The following is a 20,059-nucleotide window of genomic DNA, read 5'->3' on the forward strand; positions in this document are numbered from 1 at the left end:
AGTGCGCCGGGGGGCCATCCCTGGCCGGGTGCCGGTCGCAGAACCGGCACCATCCATCAGGTCATCAGAGCTTCCAGCGCAGGGTCATGGTGACGTTGCGCGGTTCGCCCCAGTACACGCCGTTGTAGAAACCGACGTTGTTGTAATACTTCTTGTCCAGCAGGTTGTTGACGTTCACCTGCGCACTGAAGTTCTCGTTGAAGCGGTAGCCACCGCCCAGGTTCAGCAGATAGAACGCGTCTTGGGTGATGCGTGCGCTCTGCGTGCCACCGCTGGCGACCGGCTTGGTGCTGTTGTTCCAGATGCTGCTCTGCCAGGTCACGCCGCCGCCCAGCCAGAAGTGGCTGTCGGCACCGCCGGGGCGCCAGCTGGCGTTGAGGCGGAAGGTGTCCTGCGGGGTGGTGGTCCGCTGCAGCACGCCGGCGGCGTTGCGGATCTTGGTATGGGCGAAGCCCGCCGACACGTTCCACTGCTCGCCGATGCTGCCCTGGGTTTCGATTTCCCAGCCTTCCACCTTGTTGCCCTGGCCGGTGGAGCGGTAGGCCTGGCCACCGTCGGGCAGCGAGTTCAGCGGCACCGAATCATCAATCTCGGCCACGTTGTCCTGCTTGCCTTCAAACACCGCGGCCGAGGCATTGAGCAGGCCGCCGAAGAACTCGGCCTTCACGCCGGCTTCGTACATGTCCCCGACCACCGGCTCCAGATAGTTGCCGTTGCGGTCGCGGTAGTTCTGCGGCTTGAAGATGTCGGTGTAGCTGACGTAGCCGCTGAAGATGTCGTTGAAGTCGTAGACCAGGCCGGCGTACGGGGTCAGGGTGTCATCGGGCTTGTAGCCGGTGCGGGTGGTGCGGTTGCGGTTGCCATTGGCATCGTAGCCGTAGGACCACTGGCGCGTTTCCCAGCTGCCGTAGCGGGCGCCGACCACGGCCAGCAGCGGGTCGGCCAGGCGCAGGCGCGCGGCCACGTACGCGGCGCGCTGGCGAAGCTCGTTTTCCGAGGCCAGGCGGCCGTAGCGGGTGACCGGCAGCACCGGCACGTCACCGGTCCAGTGGCGCCAGTCGGCAACCTGCATGTAGCCCGGTGCGCTGGTATCGAACGAGGTCGCCTCCGATTCGCCCTTGCGCACCGCCTGGCCCAGGCCGAACACCAGTTCATGCTCGCGCCCGAACAGCTGGAACGGACCGCCGACATTCACGTCGAACACGTCCATGGTGCTGTGTTCGTTGAAGTGCGAGACATAGGCGGTCACGCCGGTGCCGTCCGGGCGCGGATTGCCGGCCGCGCCGTACCAGACGCTGCCGTCGGTATCGCGCACGGCATGGGTCACGTTGCCCTTCAGCGACCAGCCATTGCCCAGCTGCTGTTCCAGGCGGGCGAAGGTGGTCTTTTCCACCATCGGCCAGCTGCTCCACGACGCCGACAGGTTGGTCGAGCGCGGCAGGTTGGCCGGGTTGCCATCGGCGCCCCAGTACGGCACCACGCCCCAGGTCACACCGGTGGTGCGCGGCGACTGGTATTCGTAGCCCAGTTCAAACAGGGTGCTGTCGGTCAGGTCGGCCTGCACGATGCCGTAGAACACGTCCTTGTCGAGCTTGTAGACATCGCGGAACGAATCGCTCTGCTGCTTGGCGGCGACCACGCGTGCACGGATGCGGCCGTCCCAGGCGACCGGGCCGCCCAGGTCGACTTCCATGCGCTGGTTGCCCCAGCGGCCCAGGATCAGGTTGGCGCCCATCTGCACGGTATCGGTCGGGCGCTTGCGCACCATGCTGATGGTGCCCGACGGATCGCCGGCACCGGTGGTCAGGCCGGTGGCGCCGCGGATCACTTCGATGCGCTCGTAGATCACGTTGTCGGTGTTGGTCTTGATCGAGCCACCGAAGGTGTTGAGCATGCCATCGATCTGGAAGTTCTCGATGGTGTAACCGCGCGAGACATAGTTGATGCGCTCGCTGTCGGTGACCGACACGGTGACGCCGGTCACCTGGCCCATCACATCGGACAGCGAGAACAGCCCCATGTCGTCCAGGCGCTGGCGGGTGATGACCGTGACCGACTGCGGCGTCTCGCGCAGCGACAGGTCCAGCTTGGTCGCACTGCGGGTGTTCTTCACCGTGTAGCTGTTCTGGATCTCGCCATCGGCGGTCACCTTCACCGTGTCCAGCGTGCGCGCATCGGCGTCGGCCGGCACATCGGCGTGGGCCAGCGGCGCGCAGAACAGCATGGCCAGCGCCAGCGCCAATGGGGAAACAACGGGAACGTTCGGTCGGGACATACGGTGCGATTCCATGCAGGAGAAAAACATCAGCGATGGAATCCATGCGTGCGGGCGCCCGCGCGGAATCGCGCGACCCGAGGCATCTCCCATCGCCACGCGCTGACGGCCAGGGCCGTCGGCGCACGAGGAGCCGGGGATGTACACGGGCGGAAGCGCGGTGGGGGCGCCGGGTGGCTGAGCGTACAACCGATCAGTAAATGATAGGCATTCGCATTTCGTTAATCAAGTGTGTACGCGCGCGCCGCGGCGTGGCCGCGCTTCACCGTGAAGCGCAGCTGCGGGTGACGTCGTCGTTGAGCTGGCGCGCGGGCGTGCGCGAGCCGAACCACTCGGCCAGCTCGCGGCGCGTGCGGGCCTTGTCGCAGGCTTCGGCATTGCTGGCCGCCTCGATCACCGTGCCGGTCACCGGAGCGGCACCACGGCCGGCATTGGCCTGCAGTTCGCGCCGCGCAACGCGCAGCTCGCGGTCCACGCGCTCGGCCTCCTGCCAGCTCAGTTTCGGGTCACGCACGATCGGTCGGGTCACCCCGGTATCCTGCCCGGCCGGGCAGGGCGTGCTCTGGTAGATCGTGCGGCCACCGTCGTTGCACTTGTACACGCGCTGCGCGCACGCCTCACTGGCCGCCAGCAGCAGCGGCAGCAGAACCAACATCCTTTGCATGGATCCCCCCGTGGGCCACCCTGGCCCACATGGCGCGGGAGCATACGGAGTGTGACCCCCGTCGCGCAATACGCCTGCGCCTTTCGCCAGAAATGGGGTCAGAGCCCGTTGCTGCGCAACGGGATCCGACCCCGTCAGGCCCCAGGAAACGGTCAGAGGCGGGGCGGTGTGGGTGGGCAGGACCGCAGGCGCCATGGATGGCGCCTACGAGCCCCCAAGGACGGGTTTACGGCGTGTCCTGCCCACCCACACCGCCCCGCATCCCCGGGAGAGCCTGCCTTTGACGTTGATGTTGCCGTTGCGTTGAGCGGGTACAGGGCGCAGCCCTGTCGCCCTCCCTCAGAACCGGAATACCACCGTCGCGGCATGCAGCAACAACCCGATCAGCCCGCCCACCAGGGTGCCGTTGAAACGGATGAACTGCAGGTCGCGGCCCACGCTCAGTTCCAGCTGTTCCACCAGGTGGCGCTCGTCCCAGCCCTTCACCGTCTGCGCGATGTGGCTGGTCACCCCTTCGCGCAGGCGCCCGGTCAGGCGCTGCGCACCTTCCAGCAGATGCTGGTTCAGCGCCTCGCGCAGGGCCGGGTCGGCCTGCAGGGTCTGCCCCAGCGACGCCAAGCTGCGCTGCAGATGCCCCACCAGCGCTGAATCGTCGCGCTGCAGGTCGGCGCGCAGCGTGGCGTGGATGCGCGACCACAGGCCCTGCACGTACTCCTGCAGGGCAGGGTGGTCGATCATTTCCTGCTTCAGCTGTTCGATGCGCTCGGCCAGCGCCGGATCATCGCGCAGGCGCTGTACGTAGTTCTGCAGCCAGGTTTCGTAATCCTGGCGCAGCGGATGCTGCGGCTCGGCCAGTACCTGCTGCAGTTCCTCGAGCACCGCCCGCGCCAAGCGCTCGGCCAGGCTGTCGCCGATCTCGTCGATCGGCTTCACCCAGTTCACCGTGCTGGACAGCGTGGGCCACTCGCGTTGGATGTAGCGCACGATCAGCTGCGAGGCGCGTTCTTTTACTTCCGGCTGTTCCAGCCAGCGGCCCAACCGCTGCAGGCCTTCGTCCAGCACGCGCTGGTGGCGGCCATCGGCAGTCAGCAGGGCCAGCAGTTCGCCGGCAGTGGCCGCCGCGTTCCACTGCCGCAGCTGCTGCACCACGAAGCCATGCAGCTGCCGGCGCACCGCGCCTTCGTCGAAGAAATCCAGCGCCTGCAGGGCCCAGCCACGTGCCATGTCCGCCAGCATGCGCGCGCGTTCGGGTTCGGCCAGCCAACTGCCCAAGCGGCTGGCCGGGTCGAACACCTGCAGGCGGGCCAGCAGCACGCCCGGTTCCAGGAACTGGTCGCGCACGAACAGCGCCAGGCTGTCGCCGATGCGTTCCTTGCTGCGCGGAATGATGGCGGTATGCGGAATGGGCAGCCCCATCGGCCGCCGGAACAACGCGACTACCGCGAACCAGTCGGCCAGTGCGCCCACCGCGGCGGCTTCGCAGAAGGCCGACACCCAGGCCCAGATGCCCCGTTCACCCTGCCAGTGGCTGACCGCGAAACCGGCCAGCATCAGCAGCAGCAGGCCCAGGGCCAGGGCTTTCAGGCGCCGCAGCTGGGCGCGACGCGGATCGATGGCAGACGTCATGGCCGCAGTCTAACCGGCACCGGATGACGCCAACGCAACGGTGGCGCCGGGCAGGGCCCGGCGCCAGCCGATCACAGGGCTTCCAGCTGCTTTCGCAGCGTGGCCAGCTGCGCGCGCAGGGTGTCGTTCTCGCGGGTCAGCGCCACCACCCGGCGGCGCAGTGCCGGCGCGTCTTCGCCCAACTGCTCCAGCGCCGACAGCACCTCGGCATCGCGGCTGGCCACCTCGTCGTCGCTGGGCTCTTCGAAATCCATCTCGGCCGGTTCGGGCTTCGGCGCGCGCGGCTTGCGTTTGGATTCGCGCACGCGCTTGGCGGCCTGCTTCAGTTCGTCCTTGCCACCGGCCGCAGCCGCGCGCTGCTCTTCTTCCGGCAGGTCGGCCACGGCGGCGGCCGCGCTGATCGAAATCACCCCGGCCTTCACTGCCTCTACCACTTCAGCCGCGGCCTGGGCGTGGATGCGCTCGATCATGCCCACCTGGCTGGTGCTCAGCTTGGCTTCGCGGGCCAGTTCGGCGCGGCTGACCTTCGGTGCCGGTTCCCACGGCGGGCTGTCTTCGCCCGCGTCGTCGGCCGGGTCGGCGGTGCCATCGCTTTCGCGCTGCAGCTGCGCCTGTTCCACCTGCTTGCGTGCGGACAGGATGTCACGCTTGCGCAGGGCCAGCACACCGCGCTGGAAGTCGGACACGCTGCGGCGGCCCAGGTGCTGCTCGATCATCCACAGGTGTACGTCTTCCATGCTCTGGAAGCGGGTGTTCTGCACGGTGTTGAACGGCAGGCCGTGTTTCTGGCAGATGCCGAAGCGGTTGTGGCCGTCCACCAGCACATCGCCCCACAGCACCAGCGCATCGCGGCAGCCTTCGGCCAGGATGCTGCGCTCCAGCGCGTCATGCTCGTCGGCGGTCAGCGGGTCGATGTAGGCCTTCAATTCTTCTTTGACGACGATATCCATGGGCACGGCAACAGGCAGGAGCGGAACCGACCATTGTACCCGCTCGCCCGGTCCGGCCCCGGCTCAGGCGGTGGCCCGGATCATCTCGCCCAGGATGGCGGTGATCTGGTCGATCTGTGGCTTGTCCACGATCAGCGGCGGTGACAGCGCGATGATGTCGCCGGTGCAGCGCACCAGCAGCCGGCCATCGTGGAAGCAGCGCCGGAAAACCTCGTAGCCGCGGCTGCCGGGAGCATCGCGGCGCGGCGCCAGTTCCACCGCACCAACCAGCCCGAAGTTGCGGATGTCGATCACGTTTGGCAGGCCCTGCAGCGCATGCAGGCGTTCCTGCCAGTACTCGCCCAGCTCGATAGCGCGCTCGAACAGCCGCTCTTCGGCGTAGATGTCCAGTGTGGCCAGGGCCGCGGCGCAGGCCAGCGGGTGGCCCGAATACGTATAGCCATGGAACAGATCGATGGCCTGCGCCGGGCCCTGCATGAAGCTGGCATGCACCGCGTCGCTGACCAGGACCCCGCCCAGCGGCACGGCGCCGTTGCTGGCGCCCTTGGCGAAGGTCAGCAGGTCCGGGGTGACCCCGAAGCGCTGTGCCGCGAACGGCATGCCGACCCGCCCAAAGCCGGTGATCACTTCGTCGAACACCAGCAGGATGCCGTGCTGGTCGCAGATCTCGCGCAGCCGCTGCAGGTAGCCGGGGGCGGGCAGGATCACCCCGGCCGAACCGGCCACCGGCTCGACGAACACCGCGGCGATGGTGGACGGGTCGTGCAGTGCGACCAGCCGTTCCAGGTCATCGGCCAGTTCGGCGCCCTGCCGCGGCAGGCCCTTGCTGAAGGCGTTGCGCTCCAGGTCCAGGGTGTGCCGCAGGTAGTCCACGCCGCCCAGTTGCAGGCCGAACTGCTTGCGGTTGTTGGGCAGTCCGCCCAGCGCCATGCCGCCGAAACCCACCCCGTGGTAGCCCTTTTCGCGGCTGATGAAGCGGGTGCGCTGGCCTTCGCCGCGCAGGCGATGGTGGGCCAGCACGATCTTCATCGCGGAATCCACCGCTTCCGAGCCGGAACTGGTCAGGAACACATGGTTCAGGCTGGCCGGGGCCAGTGCGGCCAGGCGCTGGGCCAGGGCGAAGGCCGGCGGCGACCCCATCTGGAAGCCGGGGGCGTAGTCCAGCGTGGCGGCCTGGTCGGCGATGGCCTTGATGATGCCTGGACGGGCGTGGCCGGCATTGCAGCACCACAGGCCGGCGGTGCCATCGAGGATGCTGCGCCCGTCCACATCTTCGTAGTGCATGCCGGCGGCGCGCACCAGCATGCGTGGCGCACCCTTGTATTGGCGGTTGGCGGTGAACGGCATCCAGTACGCATCGAGCGATTCGGGGCGCTGGGTCGCCAGCGCGTGCGGGTCGATCGCGGGATTCTTCATGCCGCCTCCGTCGGGTCCGTTGCGCTGACTGTAGCGCAGCCGGTGGGCGCGATGCCCGCTCACGGGCGGAATGCGGGCGTGGCGGTATAACCGGGGCAGTTCTCCACCCGGAACCGGACATGGCCGACTTCCCCGACCGCAGCCATTGGCAGGCACTGGCCGGCCAACTGGCCCTGCCATCGCAGGCCTTCATCGATGGCCGCTACGTGGACGCAGCCAGCGGCGTGTGCTTCGACTGCATCAGCCCCATCGATGGGCGCGTGCTGGGCCCGGTGGCCGACTGCGATGCACACGACGTGGATCGCGCGGTACTGGCCGCGCGCCGCGCGTTCGATGCGGGCCACTGGTCGCAGGCCAGCCCGCCCCATCGCAAGCGCGTGCTGCAGGCGCTTGCCGCGCTGGTGGAACACCATGCCGACGAACTGGCGCTGCTGGAAACGTTGGACATGGGCAAGCCGGTGCGCGATGCGCGGCGCATCGACCTGCCCGGCGTGGTGCGCTGCCTGGGCTGGACGGCCGAGGCGGTGGACAAGCTGTACGGCGGGATAGCGCCCACCGGGCCGCACGAACTGGGCCTGGTCAGTCGCGAGCCTGCCGGCGTGGTGGGCGCCATCGTGCCGTGGAATTTCCCACTGCTGATGGCCTGCTGGAAGATCGCGCCGGCACTGGCGATGGGCAATTCGGTGGTGCTGAAGCCGTCCGAGCGCTCACCGTTGAGCGCGCTGCGGCTGGCCGCGCTGGCCGCCGAAGCCGGGCTGCCGGACGGTGTGCTGAACGTGCTGCCGGGCCATGGCGAACGCGTGGGCGAACCGCTGGCCCTGCACATGGACGTGGACGTGCTGGCCTTCACCGGTTCCACCGCCACCGGCGCCCGGCTGCTGCAGTACGCCGGTCGTTCCAATCTGAAGCGGGTCTGGCTGGAGTGCGGTGGCAAGAGCCCGCACCTGGTCTTTGCCGATGCACCGGATCTGGATGCCGCGGCCAAGGGCGTGGCGCAGGGCATCTTCTTCAATCAGGGGGAGGTCTGCACGGCGGGCTCGCGCCTGTTGGTGGAGCGCTCTATCCGTGATGATTTCGTGCACCAGGTGCTGGCGTACGCGCGGCACATGCAGCCGCGGCACCCGCTCGAATCTGACGCGCCGATGGGCGCGCTGGTGGATGCGGCGCACGTGGAAAAAGTGCTGGCCGATATCGCCCGCGCCGAGGCCGACGGTGCGCGCCTGCTGTTGGGTGGGCAACGCGCGCAGGTCGAGGCGGGCGGATGCTACGTGCAGCCCACCGTGTTCGACCAGGTGCGACCGGAACAGGCGCTGGCCCGCGAAGAAGTGTTCGGGCCGGTGCTGGCAGTGTTGGGTTTCGACGGCGAAGCCGAGGCCGTGCGCCTGGCCAATGACAGTCGCTATGGGCTGGCCGCAGGGTTGTGGACGCGCGATCTGGGCCGCGCCCACCGCGTGGCCCGCCAGTTGCGCGCGGGCAGCGTGTGGGTGAATGGCTGGGATGGCGGAGACATGACCGCGCCGTTTGGCGGCTACAAGCAATCGGGAAATGGCCGCGACAAATCGCTGCATGCCTTCGACAAGTACAGCGAGATCAAGGCCACCTGGATCCAGTTGTAGAGTCGAGCTTGCTCGACTGCTCTTCGCGTTCTGTAGAGTCGAGCCATGCTCGACTGCTCTTCGCGAACGGCAGTCGAGCAAGCTCGACTCTACAACGGCAGGGCAGTCGAGCAGGCTCGACGCTACCGGCAACGCGCACTGACCACGGCCACCGCGTCACGCAGTGCCTGCCGGTCCACGTCCTTCACCGCGCCCTGGAAATAGGCCATGTCCTGCTTCCCCAGTTCGCACGGATCGATCATGTAGCCCGGCGGCCACAGCCCCAGCAGTTGCGCCACGCCCTGCACGATCTGCTCGGGCGACATCTGTGGCCGCATGTGGAAGTAGTTCCGGCGCGGGGCGAATGCCGCATGTACCTCGCGGCGACCCAGCAGCCTGGGCGCTACGCCCGCCGCAGTGATGCCATCACCTCCCTCGATGCTGCCGGCTGGCAGGCCCAGCGACAGCGGTGCCGTCGTTGGCGCCTCGTCGCGTTCCATGGCGACAGGGTGCGGCGCTGCGGAGGGCGAACGCTGCTGCAGGCCAGGCGGCGCCGTGGATGCGGCAGCAGGTTCAGCGCGCAGCGACACGGGCGGCGGCAATGCCGGCGCCGCTGGCAGCCAGCGCAGGCTGATGCGTGCTTCATCGGCATGCGGCGGGTCGATGCGGCCGCTGCGCCACAGCCAGGCACCCAGCAGCACATGCAGCAGCACCACCAGCAGGCAGGCCACGCTGCGCGGCAGTTGCGGCGAATCGGACCAGCGCAACACAACAACAGGGGCCATCGGCAGCGCATCCATGCAGTAACCGGTGGCGCAGCGTAACGCCCGGCCAGAAATATTCCGTTGTCTTGGTGTCGGCTGAAACCATCGTCCCGTCAGGCCGCCCGCGCGTGGCAGAATCGGTCGATCCACCTTCCACGCCTCGCCGATGTCCACGCTCTCCACTGCTGCAGCCCCCGTGAATTCGCCCCGCCGTGTGCTGCTGGCCAGCCTGATCGGCACCACCATCGAATTCTTCGATTTCTACATCTATGCCACCGCGGCGGTGCTGGTGTTCCCGCACCTGTTCTTCCCGGAAAGCAGCGACCAGGCGGCCCTGCTGCAGTCGCTGGCGACCTTCGCGGTGGCCTTCATCGCGCGGCCGGTGGGCTCGGCAGTGTTCGGCCACTTCGGCGACCGCATCGGTCGCAAGGCCACGCTGGTGGCGGCGCTGCTGACCATGGGGCTGTCAACTGTCGCTATCGGCCTGCTGCCGCCCCATGCGCAGATCGGGCTGTGGGCGCCGGCACTGCTGGCCCTGTGCCGTTTCGGCCAGGGCCTGGGGCTGGGTGGCGAATGGGGCGGGGCGGTGCTGTTGGCTACCGAGAACGCACCCCCGGGCAAGCGCGCCTGGTACGGCATGTTTCCGCAGCTGGGTGCGCCGCTGGGGTTCCTGTTGTCGGCAGGCATTTTCCTGCTGCTGGGGCGCTGGCTCAGCCAGCAGGATTTCCTGCAGTGGGGCTGGCGCATTCCGTTCGTGGCCAGCGCGCTGCTGGTCACGCTGGGGCTGTGGGTACGGTTGAACATCCACGAAACGCCGGATTTCCAGAAGGCACTGGATCGCAAGGCGCCGGTGCGCCTGCCGATGTGGACCGTGCTGCGCCACCATGCCATACCCATGCTGCTTGGCACGCTGGGCGCCTTTGCCACCTTCGTGCTGTTCTACCTGATGACGGTGTTCAGCCTGGGCCACGGCACCGCGGTGCTGGGCTACAGCCGCGAGCAGTTCCTGCTGATGCAGATGGTGGCCATGCTGTTCTTTGCAGCCGGCATTCCGTTGTCGGCGCGCTATGGCGACCGCTGGGGTACGCGCCGCACCATGATCATCGCCAGCGTGCTGATCCTGGGGTTCGGTGTGCTGTTCGCGCCGCTGTTCCAGGCGCACAGCCCGTGGCTGGTGCTCACCTTCCTGTGCCTGGGGCTGTTCCTGATGGGCCTGACCTACGGTCCCTGCGGCACCTTCCTGGCCGAGATCTACCCGGTGGAGGTGCGCTACACCGGCGCCTCGCTGTCGTTCAACCTGGCCGGCATCCTGGGCGCGGCGCCGGCGCCGTACCTGGCCACCTGGCTGGCCGAACGTTTCGGCCTGGTCGCGGTGGGCTACTACCTGTGCCTGACTGCGGTGGCCACGCTGTGCGCGCTGGTGGCGCTGCACCGGCGCGGCCGTTGATGGCCTTCAGCCGAAGATGCGCTTGAGCGTGCGGCCCAGCCAGCCGCCGCTCTGGTGCTCGCGGGTGAACTGGTTCAAGTGCGCCTTCACCTGCTCGGCATAGGCCTGGTCGTCGCCACGGATGTGGTTGAACAACCAGCGCGACAGCATGGTGCGCAGCTCGTCGCTGACATCCTCGCCGGCCTGGAAACGCAACCGGTACTCGGCCACGCGCTTGATGAAGATTTCATGCACGCGCTTGTGCGCCGCGCAGAACGGATAGCCCGCTTCCTCCATCAACTCCTCTTCGAACGCGAAGTGGGACATGGTGTAGTCCACCACCTCGTCGATCACCTCGGCCACCGCCACGCGCTGCAGGCTGGACTGTGCCACGTGCAGGTGGTTGAGCATTTCCACGATGCGCCGATGCTGCTGGTCGATCACATCGATGCCCGTGTTCAGATCGTCCTGCCAGAGCAGTAGTGCCATCCTTGCGCCCCCTTCATGCTGATGTCGGGAGCGACTGTAGGCGCGCGCCCAGCAGGCGGCGTTGATCTGGATCAAAGCATGCGTGTCAGGATAAAGCAGGCTCACGCGCGCGCTGCGGCGGTGCAACGGTAGTGCTGCTGACCCGGTTGCGGCCGCCGGCCTTGGCCAGGTACAGCTGGCGGTCGGCTTCGGAAATCAGCCGGTGCAGCGAATCGCGCTGCGGCTGCAGGCAGCACAGGCCAATGCTGACGGTCATGCGCAGGGTGGCGGTACCGATATCCACCTCCAGCGCGGCGATGCGCTGGCGCAGTTCCTCGAAGTACTGCAGCGCTTCGTCCTGTTCCATGTCCGGCACCAGCAGGCAGAACTCTTCGCCACCAAAGCGCGCGATCAGGTCCTGGCTGCGCGCATGGTCGCCCACCGCGCGGGCGACGGTGCGCAGGGCATCGTCGCCGGCTTCGTGGCCGTAGGTATCGTTGATGTGCTTGAAGTGGTCGATGTCGATCATCGCCACCGCCACGCTCTGGCCATGCAGCTGCAGTTGCGTCAGCTGGCGCTGGCTCTGTTCCAGGAAACAGCGGCGGTTGGGCAGGCCGGTGAGGAAATCACGGGTGGCCAGATCCTGCAGGGTACCGATCAGTTCCAGCTGGTCCACGTTCTGCGAGACGCGGCAGAAGAATTCTTCGCGCGAGAATGGCTTGCGCAGAAAATCGTTGGCGCCGTTCTTCAGAAAGCGCGGAATCAACGACGCGTCGGTGTTGCCGGAAATGCCGATCACCGCCACCTTGTCGCGCGAGCGCAGCGTGCGCAGGCGGCGGGTGAATTCCACGCCCTGCATGCCCGGCATTTCCTGGTCCACCACCGCCAGGCGGATGGCCGGATGGGCCTCGATGGCGGCCAAGCCTTCGCTGCCGTCGGCCGCTTCGTACACTTCATGGCCGTACATGCGCAGCAGCGCGGCCGCATAGCCTCGTGCGGACGGCGAATCGTCCACTACCAGCGCGGCGATGCGCCGGTTGCGTTCCAGCCGCTGTACCAGCCAGACCAGGTAATCGATGCTGCCCGGGGTGTTCTTCAGCACATAGTCGATGATCTGCTGCTGCAATACGCGCTTGCGCAGATCTTCGTCATACACGCCGCTGACCACCACGGTGGGCAGATCGCGCTTCAGGAAGAACTCGACCACCGCATCGCGGTCACCATCGGCCAGCACCAGTCCGGTCAGCACCAGGAACCAGCCGCCTTCCTCGCTCAGCAGGCGGCCGGCTTCGGCCAGGGTAGATGCCACCACCACAGGCAACTCCAGGCGCTGTTCGATCGCCTCGCGCAGCATGCCGGTGAACGCACGTGAATTTTCCACCAGCAGGATCCGCTGCGGCAGGGGATCGGCCAGGTCGCCATCGACAACGACCTGCGGCAGGACGGGCATGGTGCGGTGGCTCACGTGGGAGGGCTTGGCCGGGGTAGCGGCCGTTGCAGGCGAAACTTTAGCCTTGGACGGTCAGGGGCAGGTCGGGGCGGCACATGGCTGCGCTGGGCCCGGACCGGTATGCTCGGTGCCGCTACCCGACCGTCCTGGCCGGGGGCCCTCGGAGTTTCTGGGCACCACCGGTGCCCGCGCCGATGCACACCGGTTGTGCCAGGCGAACGCGGCAGTGCCTGGCCGCCCATCAACATTCAATCCACAAGGGGGTTGCCCGTGCGTTTTTCCCGTATGCGTATCGCAATTGCAGCGGCTGCGCTGCTGTCCACGCCGATGATTGCTGCAGCCGCCTGCTGCCCCAGCGACGGCAATGGTATCCAGCTGGCCAAGAGTGGTCTGGGCGAAGCGCTGCCCGCCGCACTGAACCTGAGCCAGGATCCGGCCTGGCAGGTCTATGGGTTCCAGCGCGATGGCATCACCTATTTCCAGGTGAATGACCTGACCGGTCAGGTGAAGCTGATCGTCGGCACGCTGGACAACGTGTTCTGGACCCTGCCGGCCGGCAAGTCGCCGGCGAAGACCTCGCTGCCCTCGCAGCGCCTGGTGATTCCGGCCAACGCGTCGCGCCAGGTCGTGTACCGCCGCGCCGAGTTCTCGCTGGTGGTCTACGGCAAGGGCGCCGATGCGATCTGGTCGGTGGAACTGCCGGGCGAAGGCCAGTAAGCAGCGTGGATGACCGGCCCTGCTGCATGCGGGGCCGGTCGTTGCAGCGCTCAGCCAAGGCCGTGCGGCGCCAGCCGTGCCCGCAGCGGGGCGTCCTGTTCCACCTGCGCCGGTGAATCCAGCAGCAGCATGCGGATGCGGTTGCCACGGCAGTCCACGCGGCCGCCGTAGGCGATGGCCCGCGCGCTCAACCGGCGCCGCGCCAGTGCCATGGTTTCCTCCGACAGCGTGCGGTGGCGGTCCAGCAGACCCACCGTTACTACGATTCCGCGCTGCACGCCGCGTCGGCCGCAGCGTGCGCGCACCTGGATCTGCCCACGCTCGCCGTTCAGCAGCAGCGACACGGCCTCGGCCAGGGTCCGGTAGGCGGCCAACTGCAGGCCCAGGTTCAACTGGCACGGGTCGCCCTGCAGCTGGTGACGGCCCAGCCGATCTGTAGCGTCCCAGGCCTGGTGGATGCCGCTGGCCTGCAGCGCCAGGTACAGCCCCAGCTGCTCCAGCTCGGCGGGGTAGACCATGCTGGTCAGCTCGCGGAACTGTCGTGAATGGCTCGTCGCGGTGCCCAGCAGCTGTCGTGCGGGCTCGTGGTGGCCATGCAGCTTCAGCAGTTCGGCGGTCTCGCCCAGCGATGCTTCAATGTCATCGGCAATCCGGCGCAGCGCCAACGCACGCTGGCGCAGGTCCATTTCGTTGGCGATGTGCGCGTTGCGGGAAAAGTCGGCGGCCTGCCGACCGGCTTGGTCGTGGTGCGCGTACTGGTGGTAGTGCTGGCTGATGCGCGAGCCCAGCGCCAGCAGCGCGGTACCGGCTACTGCCACGATCTGCACGGTCATGAAGGTGCGCTCGTCGAACGAGCCGGGCAGGCCACTGCTGGGCGTGCCCACGCTGATCAGCATGTTCAGCAGCGGCACGGCCACCGCCGCGCCACGCCAGCCGTGCATGCAGGTCAGAGCCACCGCAGGCAGGGCCATCAGCAGCTGCAGGCTGGTCTTGGCCGGATCGGAACTGGCGCCGGCCCAGATTGCCGCGCCGCCCAGCAGCAGCAGGGCCGCCAGCGACGCCAGCGTCGGCCACTGCCGCCAGCTGGACCAGTCATGGCCCGCACTGCGCTGCGACCACAGCAGTGCCAGCGGTACCACGGTGATGATGGCGATGTAGTCGCCCAGCACGTAGCGCACGGCGGTGCCCAGCACCGGATCGGACGGCGGGGTGGGCCACAGCAGATGGGCCAGGCCCAGCTTCAGTACCGCGGTGGCCAGCGCGGCCCACGCGGCGATGGACAGTACCCAGCCTTCACCGGCCGTGGCCAGGCGACGACGGTGCAGGCCCACCACCAGGGCGACCGCCGGTATCAGGCAGGCCGATGCCAGCACCACCCACGGCAGGCCATAGCGGTCGACCATGGGGTAGCGCATCTGCGCGAAGTAGGCGTATTCGCCCAGGATCAGATAGCCCCACAGCCGGGGCGGGCACAGCAGCAGCGCGGCCACGCGGATGCCGGCCGGCAGGTAGAACTGGTCCAGCGAAATCTGCCGGGTGGCCCAGCAGGCAAGCGCATACAGCGCCGCCAGAGCAAGCCCCGCCGGCCGGATACGCACATCCAGGCGAATTCCATTCGTCCACCAGTTCAATCGCAAGCCTCCCTTGCTGCTGCGCGTAAGCGCCACCCAGGCATCGCACCTGGCCCCAGTCCGCGACAGTATCGGCTGACGCGGATGCTTGCAATTGCCTGCAACCCGCGTGCCGCGGCGGCCGATACTGTCGCGGGGCGCAGGTGCTGACCGGGTTCACACTTTCACATCAGGCGGTTACCACAGGGCATCGCGCAGCTTGTACCAGGACATGGCCGCCACCAGCAGCGGGGTCCGCAGCAGGCGCCCGCCCGGGAAAGGGGCGTGGTGCAGGCGCTGGTACACGTCCAGGCGTTCGCTCTGGCCGGCGATCGCCGCGGCGATCACTTCACCGGCCAGCCCGGCCGCGGCCACGCCGTGGCCGGAAAAGCCCTGCGCGAAGTACAGGGTGGGGTCCAGCCGGCCCCAGTGCGGGGCGCGGTTGCGGGTGATGTCCACGAAGCCGCCCCAGACCTGTTCCAGGCCTACATCGGCCAGCTGTGGGAAGACCTGGTGCATGCGCCGCTGCATCACCCGGCGCAGGCCCGGCGGCGGCAGCGCCGAATAGCTGGCGCGGCCGCCGAACAGCAGGCGGTGGTCGTGGCTGAGGCGGAAGTAGTCCAGCGCCCAGGCGGTGTCTGCCACCGCCATGTTGTTGGCGATCAATGCGCGCGCGCGTTCGGCGCCCAGCGGTGCGCTGGCGCCCACGTAGGTGCCGACCGGCATGATGCGGCGCTCCAGCTCCGGCAGCAGGCCCTGCAGCAGCGCGTTGCCGGCGACCACCAGATGGCGGGCGTGCACGCTGCCGGCGGCCGTGTGCAGGGCCGGCGCCGGACCGCGCTGCAGCCGCACCACCGGTGAGCGTTCGTGGATGACCACCCTGGCCGCACGCGCCGCGTCGGCCAGGCCGCGCGCGTAGGCCAGCGGGTGCAGGTGGGCACTGCGTGGGTCGAACATGGCCGCGCGGTAGCGCGGGCTGTCCAGCTGGGCGGCAAGGGTGGGGCGGTCCCACCATTGCATGGGGTAGTCGTAGTGGCGCTGCAGGTGTTCGCAATGCCCCCGCAGCTCGCGCTCGTGGCGGGCGCGGATGGCCACGCTGGCGTGGCCTTCCACCCAGTGGCAATCAATGGCATGGCGATCGATGCGCCGGCGCATCGCCTGCACGGCCTCGCGTGACCAGTCGAACAGCAGGCGGGCGTCGGCGCGGCCGACCTCGCGCTCCAGCGTGTCCACTTCGCAGCCGTAGCCCACCAGCGCCTGGCCGCCGTTGCGGCCCGACGCTCCCCAGCCGATCCGCTGCGCTTCCAGCACCACCACCCGGTAACCGCGCGCGGCCAGTTCCAGCGCGGCGGTCAGGCCGGTGTAGCCGGCGCCCAGCACCGCCACGTCGGCCCGCACCTGGCCCTGCAGGGGCGGCAGTGGCGACGGCTCGGGCAGGCTGGCCGCATACCAGCTGGGCGGGAAGGCCGCGCTCACAGAGGCCCTCGCAGGCGTACGGTGGGCGGTTCGGACGGGGCAGGGGAGGCGCTGTTCACAGGGGTAGTTTCGCCCAGCAGCGTGCCCGTGGACGTGATGGCGGCGGCTTGCCGCCCTGGCCACGGCGCAGGTACCGTGCAGGCACGCCAAGGAGTCCTGCATGCATCGCCTGCCCGCGGTGGGCCTGCCCACCGACAGCACCGTCATGGGCCACCATCGTTTCGCGGTGGCCGGCGAAAAGTACGTCCGCGCGCTGGTGGACGCCGCCGAAGTAACGCCGTGGCTGCTGCCCAGCCTGCAACCGCCATTGCCTGCCGCAGACTGGCTGCAGGATCTGGATGGGCTGCTGCTGACCGGCGCGGTCAGCAACATCGAGCCGCAGCATTACGAAGGCGGGCGCACCTGGCCGGGAAACCCGCATGACCCGGCGCGCGATGCCAACGCGTTCGCGCTGCTGCAGGCCGCCCTTGCGCTGGACCTGCCGGTGCTGGCGGTCTGCCGTGGCTTCCAGGAACTGAATGTCAGCCTGGGCGGCAGCCTGCACCCGCAGGTACATGCCGTGCCGGGCCTGGCCGACCATCGCGAAGATCCGCAGGCCGCGGTCGAGGTGCAGTACGGGCCGGCGCACAGCGTGCAACTGGTCGCCGGCGGCTGGCTTTCACAGTGGCACGGCGGGGACACAGCGCAGGTCAATTCGGTGCACGGGCAGGGCATTGCGCGGCTGGCACCGGCGCTGCAGGTCGAGGCCACCGCCAGCGATGGTCTGGTTGAAGCCGCACGCAGTGGACACCACCGCTTCGTGCTGGGCGTACAGTGGCACCCGGAGTGGCGTGTCACGCAGACGCCGTTCTATCACGCTATTTTCCGTGCTTTCGGCCAAGCTTGCCGTCAGTACCAACAGAAACGACTGGATGCCCGATGAGTTCCCGACCGCGCCCGCGCAAGACGGCCACGCCCCCCGAGCCGCAGGAAAGCAGCCTGCTGCGCTGGCTGAAGGAACGGCGCATCACCGAAGTGGAATGCCTGGTGCCGGACATCACCGGCAACGCGCGCGGCAAGATCATTCCGGCCGACAAGTTCTCGCACGATTACGGCACGCGCCTGCCCGAGGGCATCTTCGCCACCACCGTCACCGGCGAATTTCCCGATGACTACTACGACCTGACCTCGCCGTCGGACTCGGACATGATGCTGCGCCCGGACCCGGACACGGTGCGCATGGTGCCGTGGGCGGCCGATGCGACCGCGCAGGTCATCCACGACTGCTACACCAAGAGCGGTGAGCCGCACGAGCTGGCCCCGCGCAACGTACTGCGGCGCGTGCTGGCCGCCTATGCCGAACTGGGCCTGCGCCCGGTGGTGGCACCGGAACTGGAATTCTTCCTGGTGCAGAAGAACACCGACCCGGACTTCCCGCTGCTGCCGCCGGCCGGCCGCTCCGGGCGCCCGGAAACGGCGCGGCAGTCGTACTCGATCGATGCGGTGAACGAATTCGATCCCATCCTCGACCTGATGTACGACTACGCCGATGCGATGAAGCTGGACGTGGATACCTTGATCCACGAATCCGGCGCGGCGCAGCTGGAGGTCAACTTCACCCATGCCGATGCGATGGACCTGGCCGACCAGGTGTTCCTGTTCAAGCGCACCATGCGCGAGGCGGCCATGCGCCACGGCGTGTACGCCACCTTCCTGGCCAAGCCGATGGAGAACGAACCGGGCAGTGCCATGCACATCCACCAGAGCCTGGTGCGGGTGAGCGACGGCAGCAATGTGTTCGCCGGCGAAACCCACGCCGAAGGTGAGTTCAGCCCGGTGTTCGGCCACTACCTGGGCGGTCTGCAGAAATACGTGCCGCAGGCGATGGCCTTCTTTGCCCCCAACGTCAATTCCTATCGTCGCCTGGTGTTTGGCGAAGTCTCGCCCAGCAACGTGCACTGGGGCTATGACAACCGCACCTGCGGCCTGCGCGTGCCGCTGGATACGCCGGAGAACATGCGGGTGGAAAGCCGCTTCGCCGGCTCCGATGCCAACCCCTACCTGGCGATGGCCGCGACCCTGGCCTGCGGCCTGCTGGGTATCCGCGAGCGGCTGGCGCCGGACGCGCCGGTGAGCGGCAGCGCCAAGGAGCTGGGCTACAACCTGCCGCGCTCGCTGGGCGAAGCGCTGGACGGGCTGGAACAGTGCAGCGAGCTGCAGGCCCTGCTGGGCGAGCGCTTCTGCCGTGCCTACATCTCGGTGAAGCGCAAGGAATACGAGACCTTTTTCCGGGTGATCAGCTCCTGGGAGCGCGAGTTCCTGCTGTTGAACGTGTGAAGACCTGCAATTGATGAATGAGCCGCCGGGGGGTAGGCTGGCACCCGTCGCCGGCCCGGCCGGCCCCCCACCCGCATTCTGGAGCACCCGATGAAGCTGCGTATCCTCACGCTCGGCCTGGCCTCCGCCTTGCTCGCCGCCTGTGGCGGCGGTGGCAACGGTGGCGCGCAGGACAGCAAGGTCCTGAACGTCTACAACTACAGCGACTACATCGCCGAAGACACCATCCCCAACTTCGAGAAGGAGAGCGGGACCAAGGTCACTTACGATGTGTTCGACAGCGACGAGATGGTCGAAACCAAGCTGCTGGCCGGCAACAGCGGCTACGACGTAGTGGTGCCCACGCTGAATTTCTTCGGCCGCCAGATCCAGGCCGGCGTGTTCCTGCCTTTGGACAAGAGCAAGATTCCGAACCTGGCCAACCTGGACCCGTCGGTGATGCAGCGCATCGCCACCCAGGACCCGGACAACAAGTACGGCGTGCCGTACATGATCGGCACCACCGGCATCGGCTACAACGTGGACATGCTGAAGGAGCGTTTCGGCGGCAGCGCCGACATCGCCAACAGCTGGGACCTCATTTTCAAGCCGGAAAACATCGCGAAGATGAAGGACTGCGGCGTGACCATCCTGGACACGCCGGCCGACATGATCCCGATCGCCCTGCATTACCTGGGTCTGGACCCGCACAGCGGCGACCCGGCCGAACTGCAGAAGGCCGCCGACCTGCTGAAGTCGATCCGCCCGTACGTGCAGAACTTCCACTCCTCGCAGTACGTGGGCTCGCTGGCCAACGGTGGCACCTGCCTGGTGGTGGGCTGGTCGGGTGACATCATCCAGGCCCGCGACCGCGCCGAAGAAGCCAGCAACGGCGTGCACGTGGCCTATTCGATCCCGAAGGAAGGCGCCCCGCAGTGGTTCGACATGCTGGCCATCCCCAAGGACGCCAAGCACCCGGAAGCCGCCTACGCCTTCATCAACTACCTGCTGGAACCGAAGGTTGCCGCAGCCAACACCAACTTCATCCACTACGCCAACCCGGTGACCGCCGCCACCCCGCTGGTGGACGAAGCGATTCGCACCGACCCGACCATCTACCCCCCGGCCGACGTCGCCGCGAAGATGTTCACCTACTCGATCAACACCCCGGAGACCGACAAGCTCTACACCCGCCTGTGGACCGAAGTGAAGACCGGCAAGTAAGTACCGACCGTTGGTCGGCATGCTTTCCAGGAGGGCCGACCAACGGTCGGCCCCCACCAGATAAGAAAAACGGAGGCCAACGGCCTCCGTTTTTTTTTTGCTT

At 67.8% G+C, this 20,059-nt stretch carries 16 protein-coding genes; 6 read left to right on the forward strand and 10 right to left on the reverse strand.

Annotated elements, in window-relative coordinates; translation table 11 throughout:
- Positions 1 to 64 precede the first annotated feature (64 nt).
- From C1932_RS06860 to C1932_RS06880, 5 genes are all read right to left on the reverse strand, one after another.
- On the reverse strand, positions 65 to 2,275 hold the full coding sequence (locus tag C1932_RS06860; protein WP_108763374.1) for a TonB-dependent siderophore receptor: 2,211 nt from the start codon (positions 2,273 to 2,275) through the stop codon (positions 65 to 67).
- Positions 2,276 to 2,537: 262 nt separating this feature from the next.
- The gene (locus C1932_RS06865; RefSeq protein ID WP_159094508.1) at positions 2,538 to 2,930 is read right to left on the reverse strand and encodes a DUF4124 domain-containing protein; all 393 of its coding nucleotides are present in this window, start codon (positions 2,928 to 2,930) and stop codon (positions 2,538 to 2,540) included.
- 348 nt (positions 2,931 to 3,278) lie between these two features.
- A complete protein-coding gene (locus C1932_RS06870; RefSeq protein WP_108761650.1) occupies positions 3,279 to 4,565 on the reverse strand; it encodes a DUF445 family protein in 1,287 nt (428 codons plus the stop codon).
- A 71-nt stretch (positions 4,566 to 4,636) separates the two neighbouring features.
- On the reverse strand, positions 4,637 to 5,515 hold the full coding sequence (locus C1932_RS06875; RefSeq protein WP_108761651.1) for a plasmid replication/partition related protein: 879 nt from the start codon (positions 5,513 to 5,515) through the stop codon (positions 4,637 to 4,639).
- A 63-nt stretch (positions 5,516 to 5,578) separates the two neighbouring features.
- Complete coding sequence (locus C1932_RS06880) at positions 5,579 to 6,931, reverse strand: aspartate aminotransferase family protein (protein ID WP_108761652.1); 1,353 nt, start codon at positions 6,929 to 6,931, stop codon at positions 5,579 to 5,581.
- Positions 6,932 to 7,050: 119 nt separating this feature from the next.
- Between C1932_RS06880 and C1932_RS06885 the strand changes: the two genes are divergently transcribed.
- Positions 7,051 to 8,547 carry an aldehyde dehydrogenase gene (locus C1932_RS06885; protein WP_108761653.1) on the forward strand — a complete coding sequence of 499 codons (1,497 nt, stop codon included), beginning with the start codon at positions 7,051 to 7,053 and terminating at the stop codon, positions 8,545 to 8,547.
- 122 nt (positions 8,548 to 8,669) lie between these two features.
- Here the strand turns inward: C1932_RS06885 and C1932_RS06890 are convergent, their stop codons facing one another.
- Positions 8,670 to 9,311 (reverse strand): hypothetical protein, encoded by a 642-nt coding sequence (locus C1932_RS06890; protein WP_234412316.1) that lies wholly within the window; start codon positions 9,309 to 9,311, stop codon positions 8,670 to 8,672.
- A 145-nt stretch (positions 9,312 to 9,456) separates the two neighbouring features.
- Here C1932_RS06890 and C1932_RS06895 point away from each other — a divergent pair, with 145 nt between their 5' ends.
- The gene (locus C1932_RS06895; protein ID WP_108761655.1) at positions 9,457 to 10,737 is read left to right on the forward strand and encodes an MFS transporter; all 1,281 of its coding nucleotides are present in this window, start codon (positions 9,457 to 9,459) and stop codon (positions 10,735 to 10,737) included.
- Positions 10,738 to 10,743: 6 nt separating this feature from the next.
- Here C1932_RS06895 and C1932_RS06900 read toward each other — a convergent pair whose 3' ends face one another.
- Both C1932_RS06900 and C1932_RS06905 read right to left on the reverse strand, forming a co-directional pair.
- Positions 10,744 to 11,205, reverse strand: coding sequence for a bacteriohemerythrin (locus tag C1932_RS06900; RefSeq protein WP_108749130.1), 462 nt, complete (start codon positions 11,203 to 11,205; stop codon positions 10,744 to 10,746).
- 85 nt (positions 11,206 to 11,290) lie between these two features.
- A complete protein-coding gene (locus tag C1932_RS06905) occupies positions 11,291 to 12,634 on the reverse strand; it encodes a diguanylate cyclase (RefSeq protein ID WP_108763375.1) in 1,344 nt (447 codons plus the stop codon).
- Between the two features lie 285 nt (positions 12,635 to 12,919).
- Between C1932_RS06905 and C1932_RS06910 the strand changes: the two genes are divergently transcribed.
- Positions 12,920 to 13,351: a hypothetical protein gene (locus C1932_RS06910; protein ID WP_108749131.1), complete on the forward strand. Its 432-nt coding sequence runs from the start codon at positions 12,920 to 12,922 to the stop codon at positions 13,349 to 13,351.
- Between the two features lie 50 nt (positions 13,352 to 13,401).
- On the opposite strand, the gene C1932_RS06915 is transcribed toward C1932_RS06910, so the two are convergent.
- Positions 13,402 to 14,982 carry an MASE1 domain-containing protein gene (locus C1932_RS06915; RefSeq protein ID WP_234412318.1) on the reverse strand — a complete coding sequence of 527 codons (1,581 nt, stop codon included), beginning with the start codon at positions 14,980 to 14,982 and terminating at the stop codon, positions 13,402 to 13,404.
- Between the two features lie 177 nt (positions 14,983 to 15,159).
- A complete protein-coding gene (locus C1932_RS06920) occupies positions 15,160 to 16,398 on the reverse strand; it encodes an FAD-binding oxidoreductase (protein ID WP_234412372.1) in 1,239 nt (412 codons plus the stop codon).
- 199 nt (positions 16,399 to 16,597) lie between these two features.
- Between C1932_RS06920 and C1932_RS06925 the strand changes: the two genes are divergently transcribed.
- From C1932_RS06925 to C1932_RS06935, 3 genes are all read left to right on the forward strand, one after another.
- Positions 16,598 to 17,359 carry a gamma-glutamyl-gamma-aminobutyrate hydrolase family protein gene (locus C1932_RS06925; RefSeq protein WP_108761658.1) on the forward strand — a complete coding sequence of 254 codons (762 nt, stop codon included), beginning with the start codon at positions 16,598 to 16,600 and terminating at the stop codon, positions 17,357 to 17,359.
- Positions 17,356 to 18,753: a glutamine synthetase family protein gene (locus C1932_RS06930; protein ID WP_108749135.1), complete on the forward strand. Its 1,398-nt coding sequence runs from the start codon at positions 17,356 to 17,358 to the stop codon at positions 18,751 to 18,753. Before C1932_RS06925 ends, C1932_RS06930 begins: the two co-directional genes overlap by 4 nt.
- 90 nt (positions 18,754 to 18,843) lie before the next feature.
- A complete protein-coding gene (locus C1932_RS06935; RefSeq protein WP_108761659.1) occupies positions 18,844 to 19,956 on the forward strand; it encodes a polyamine ABC transporter substrate-binding protein in 1,113 nt (370 codons plus the stop codon).
- Positions 19,957 to 20,059: the final 103 nt, after the last annotated feature.

Origin of the sequence: Stenotrophomonas sp. YAU14D1_LEIMI4_1 (assembly GCF_003086815.1) — a bacterium.
GTDB lineage: Bacteria > Pseudomonadota > Gammaproteobacteria > Xanthomonadales > Xanthomonadaceae > Stenotrophomonas.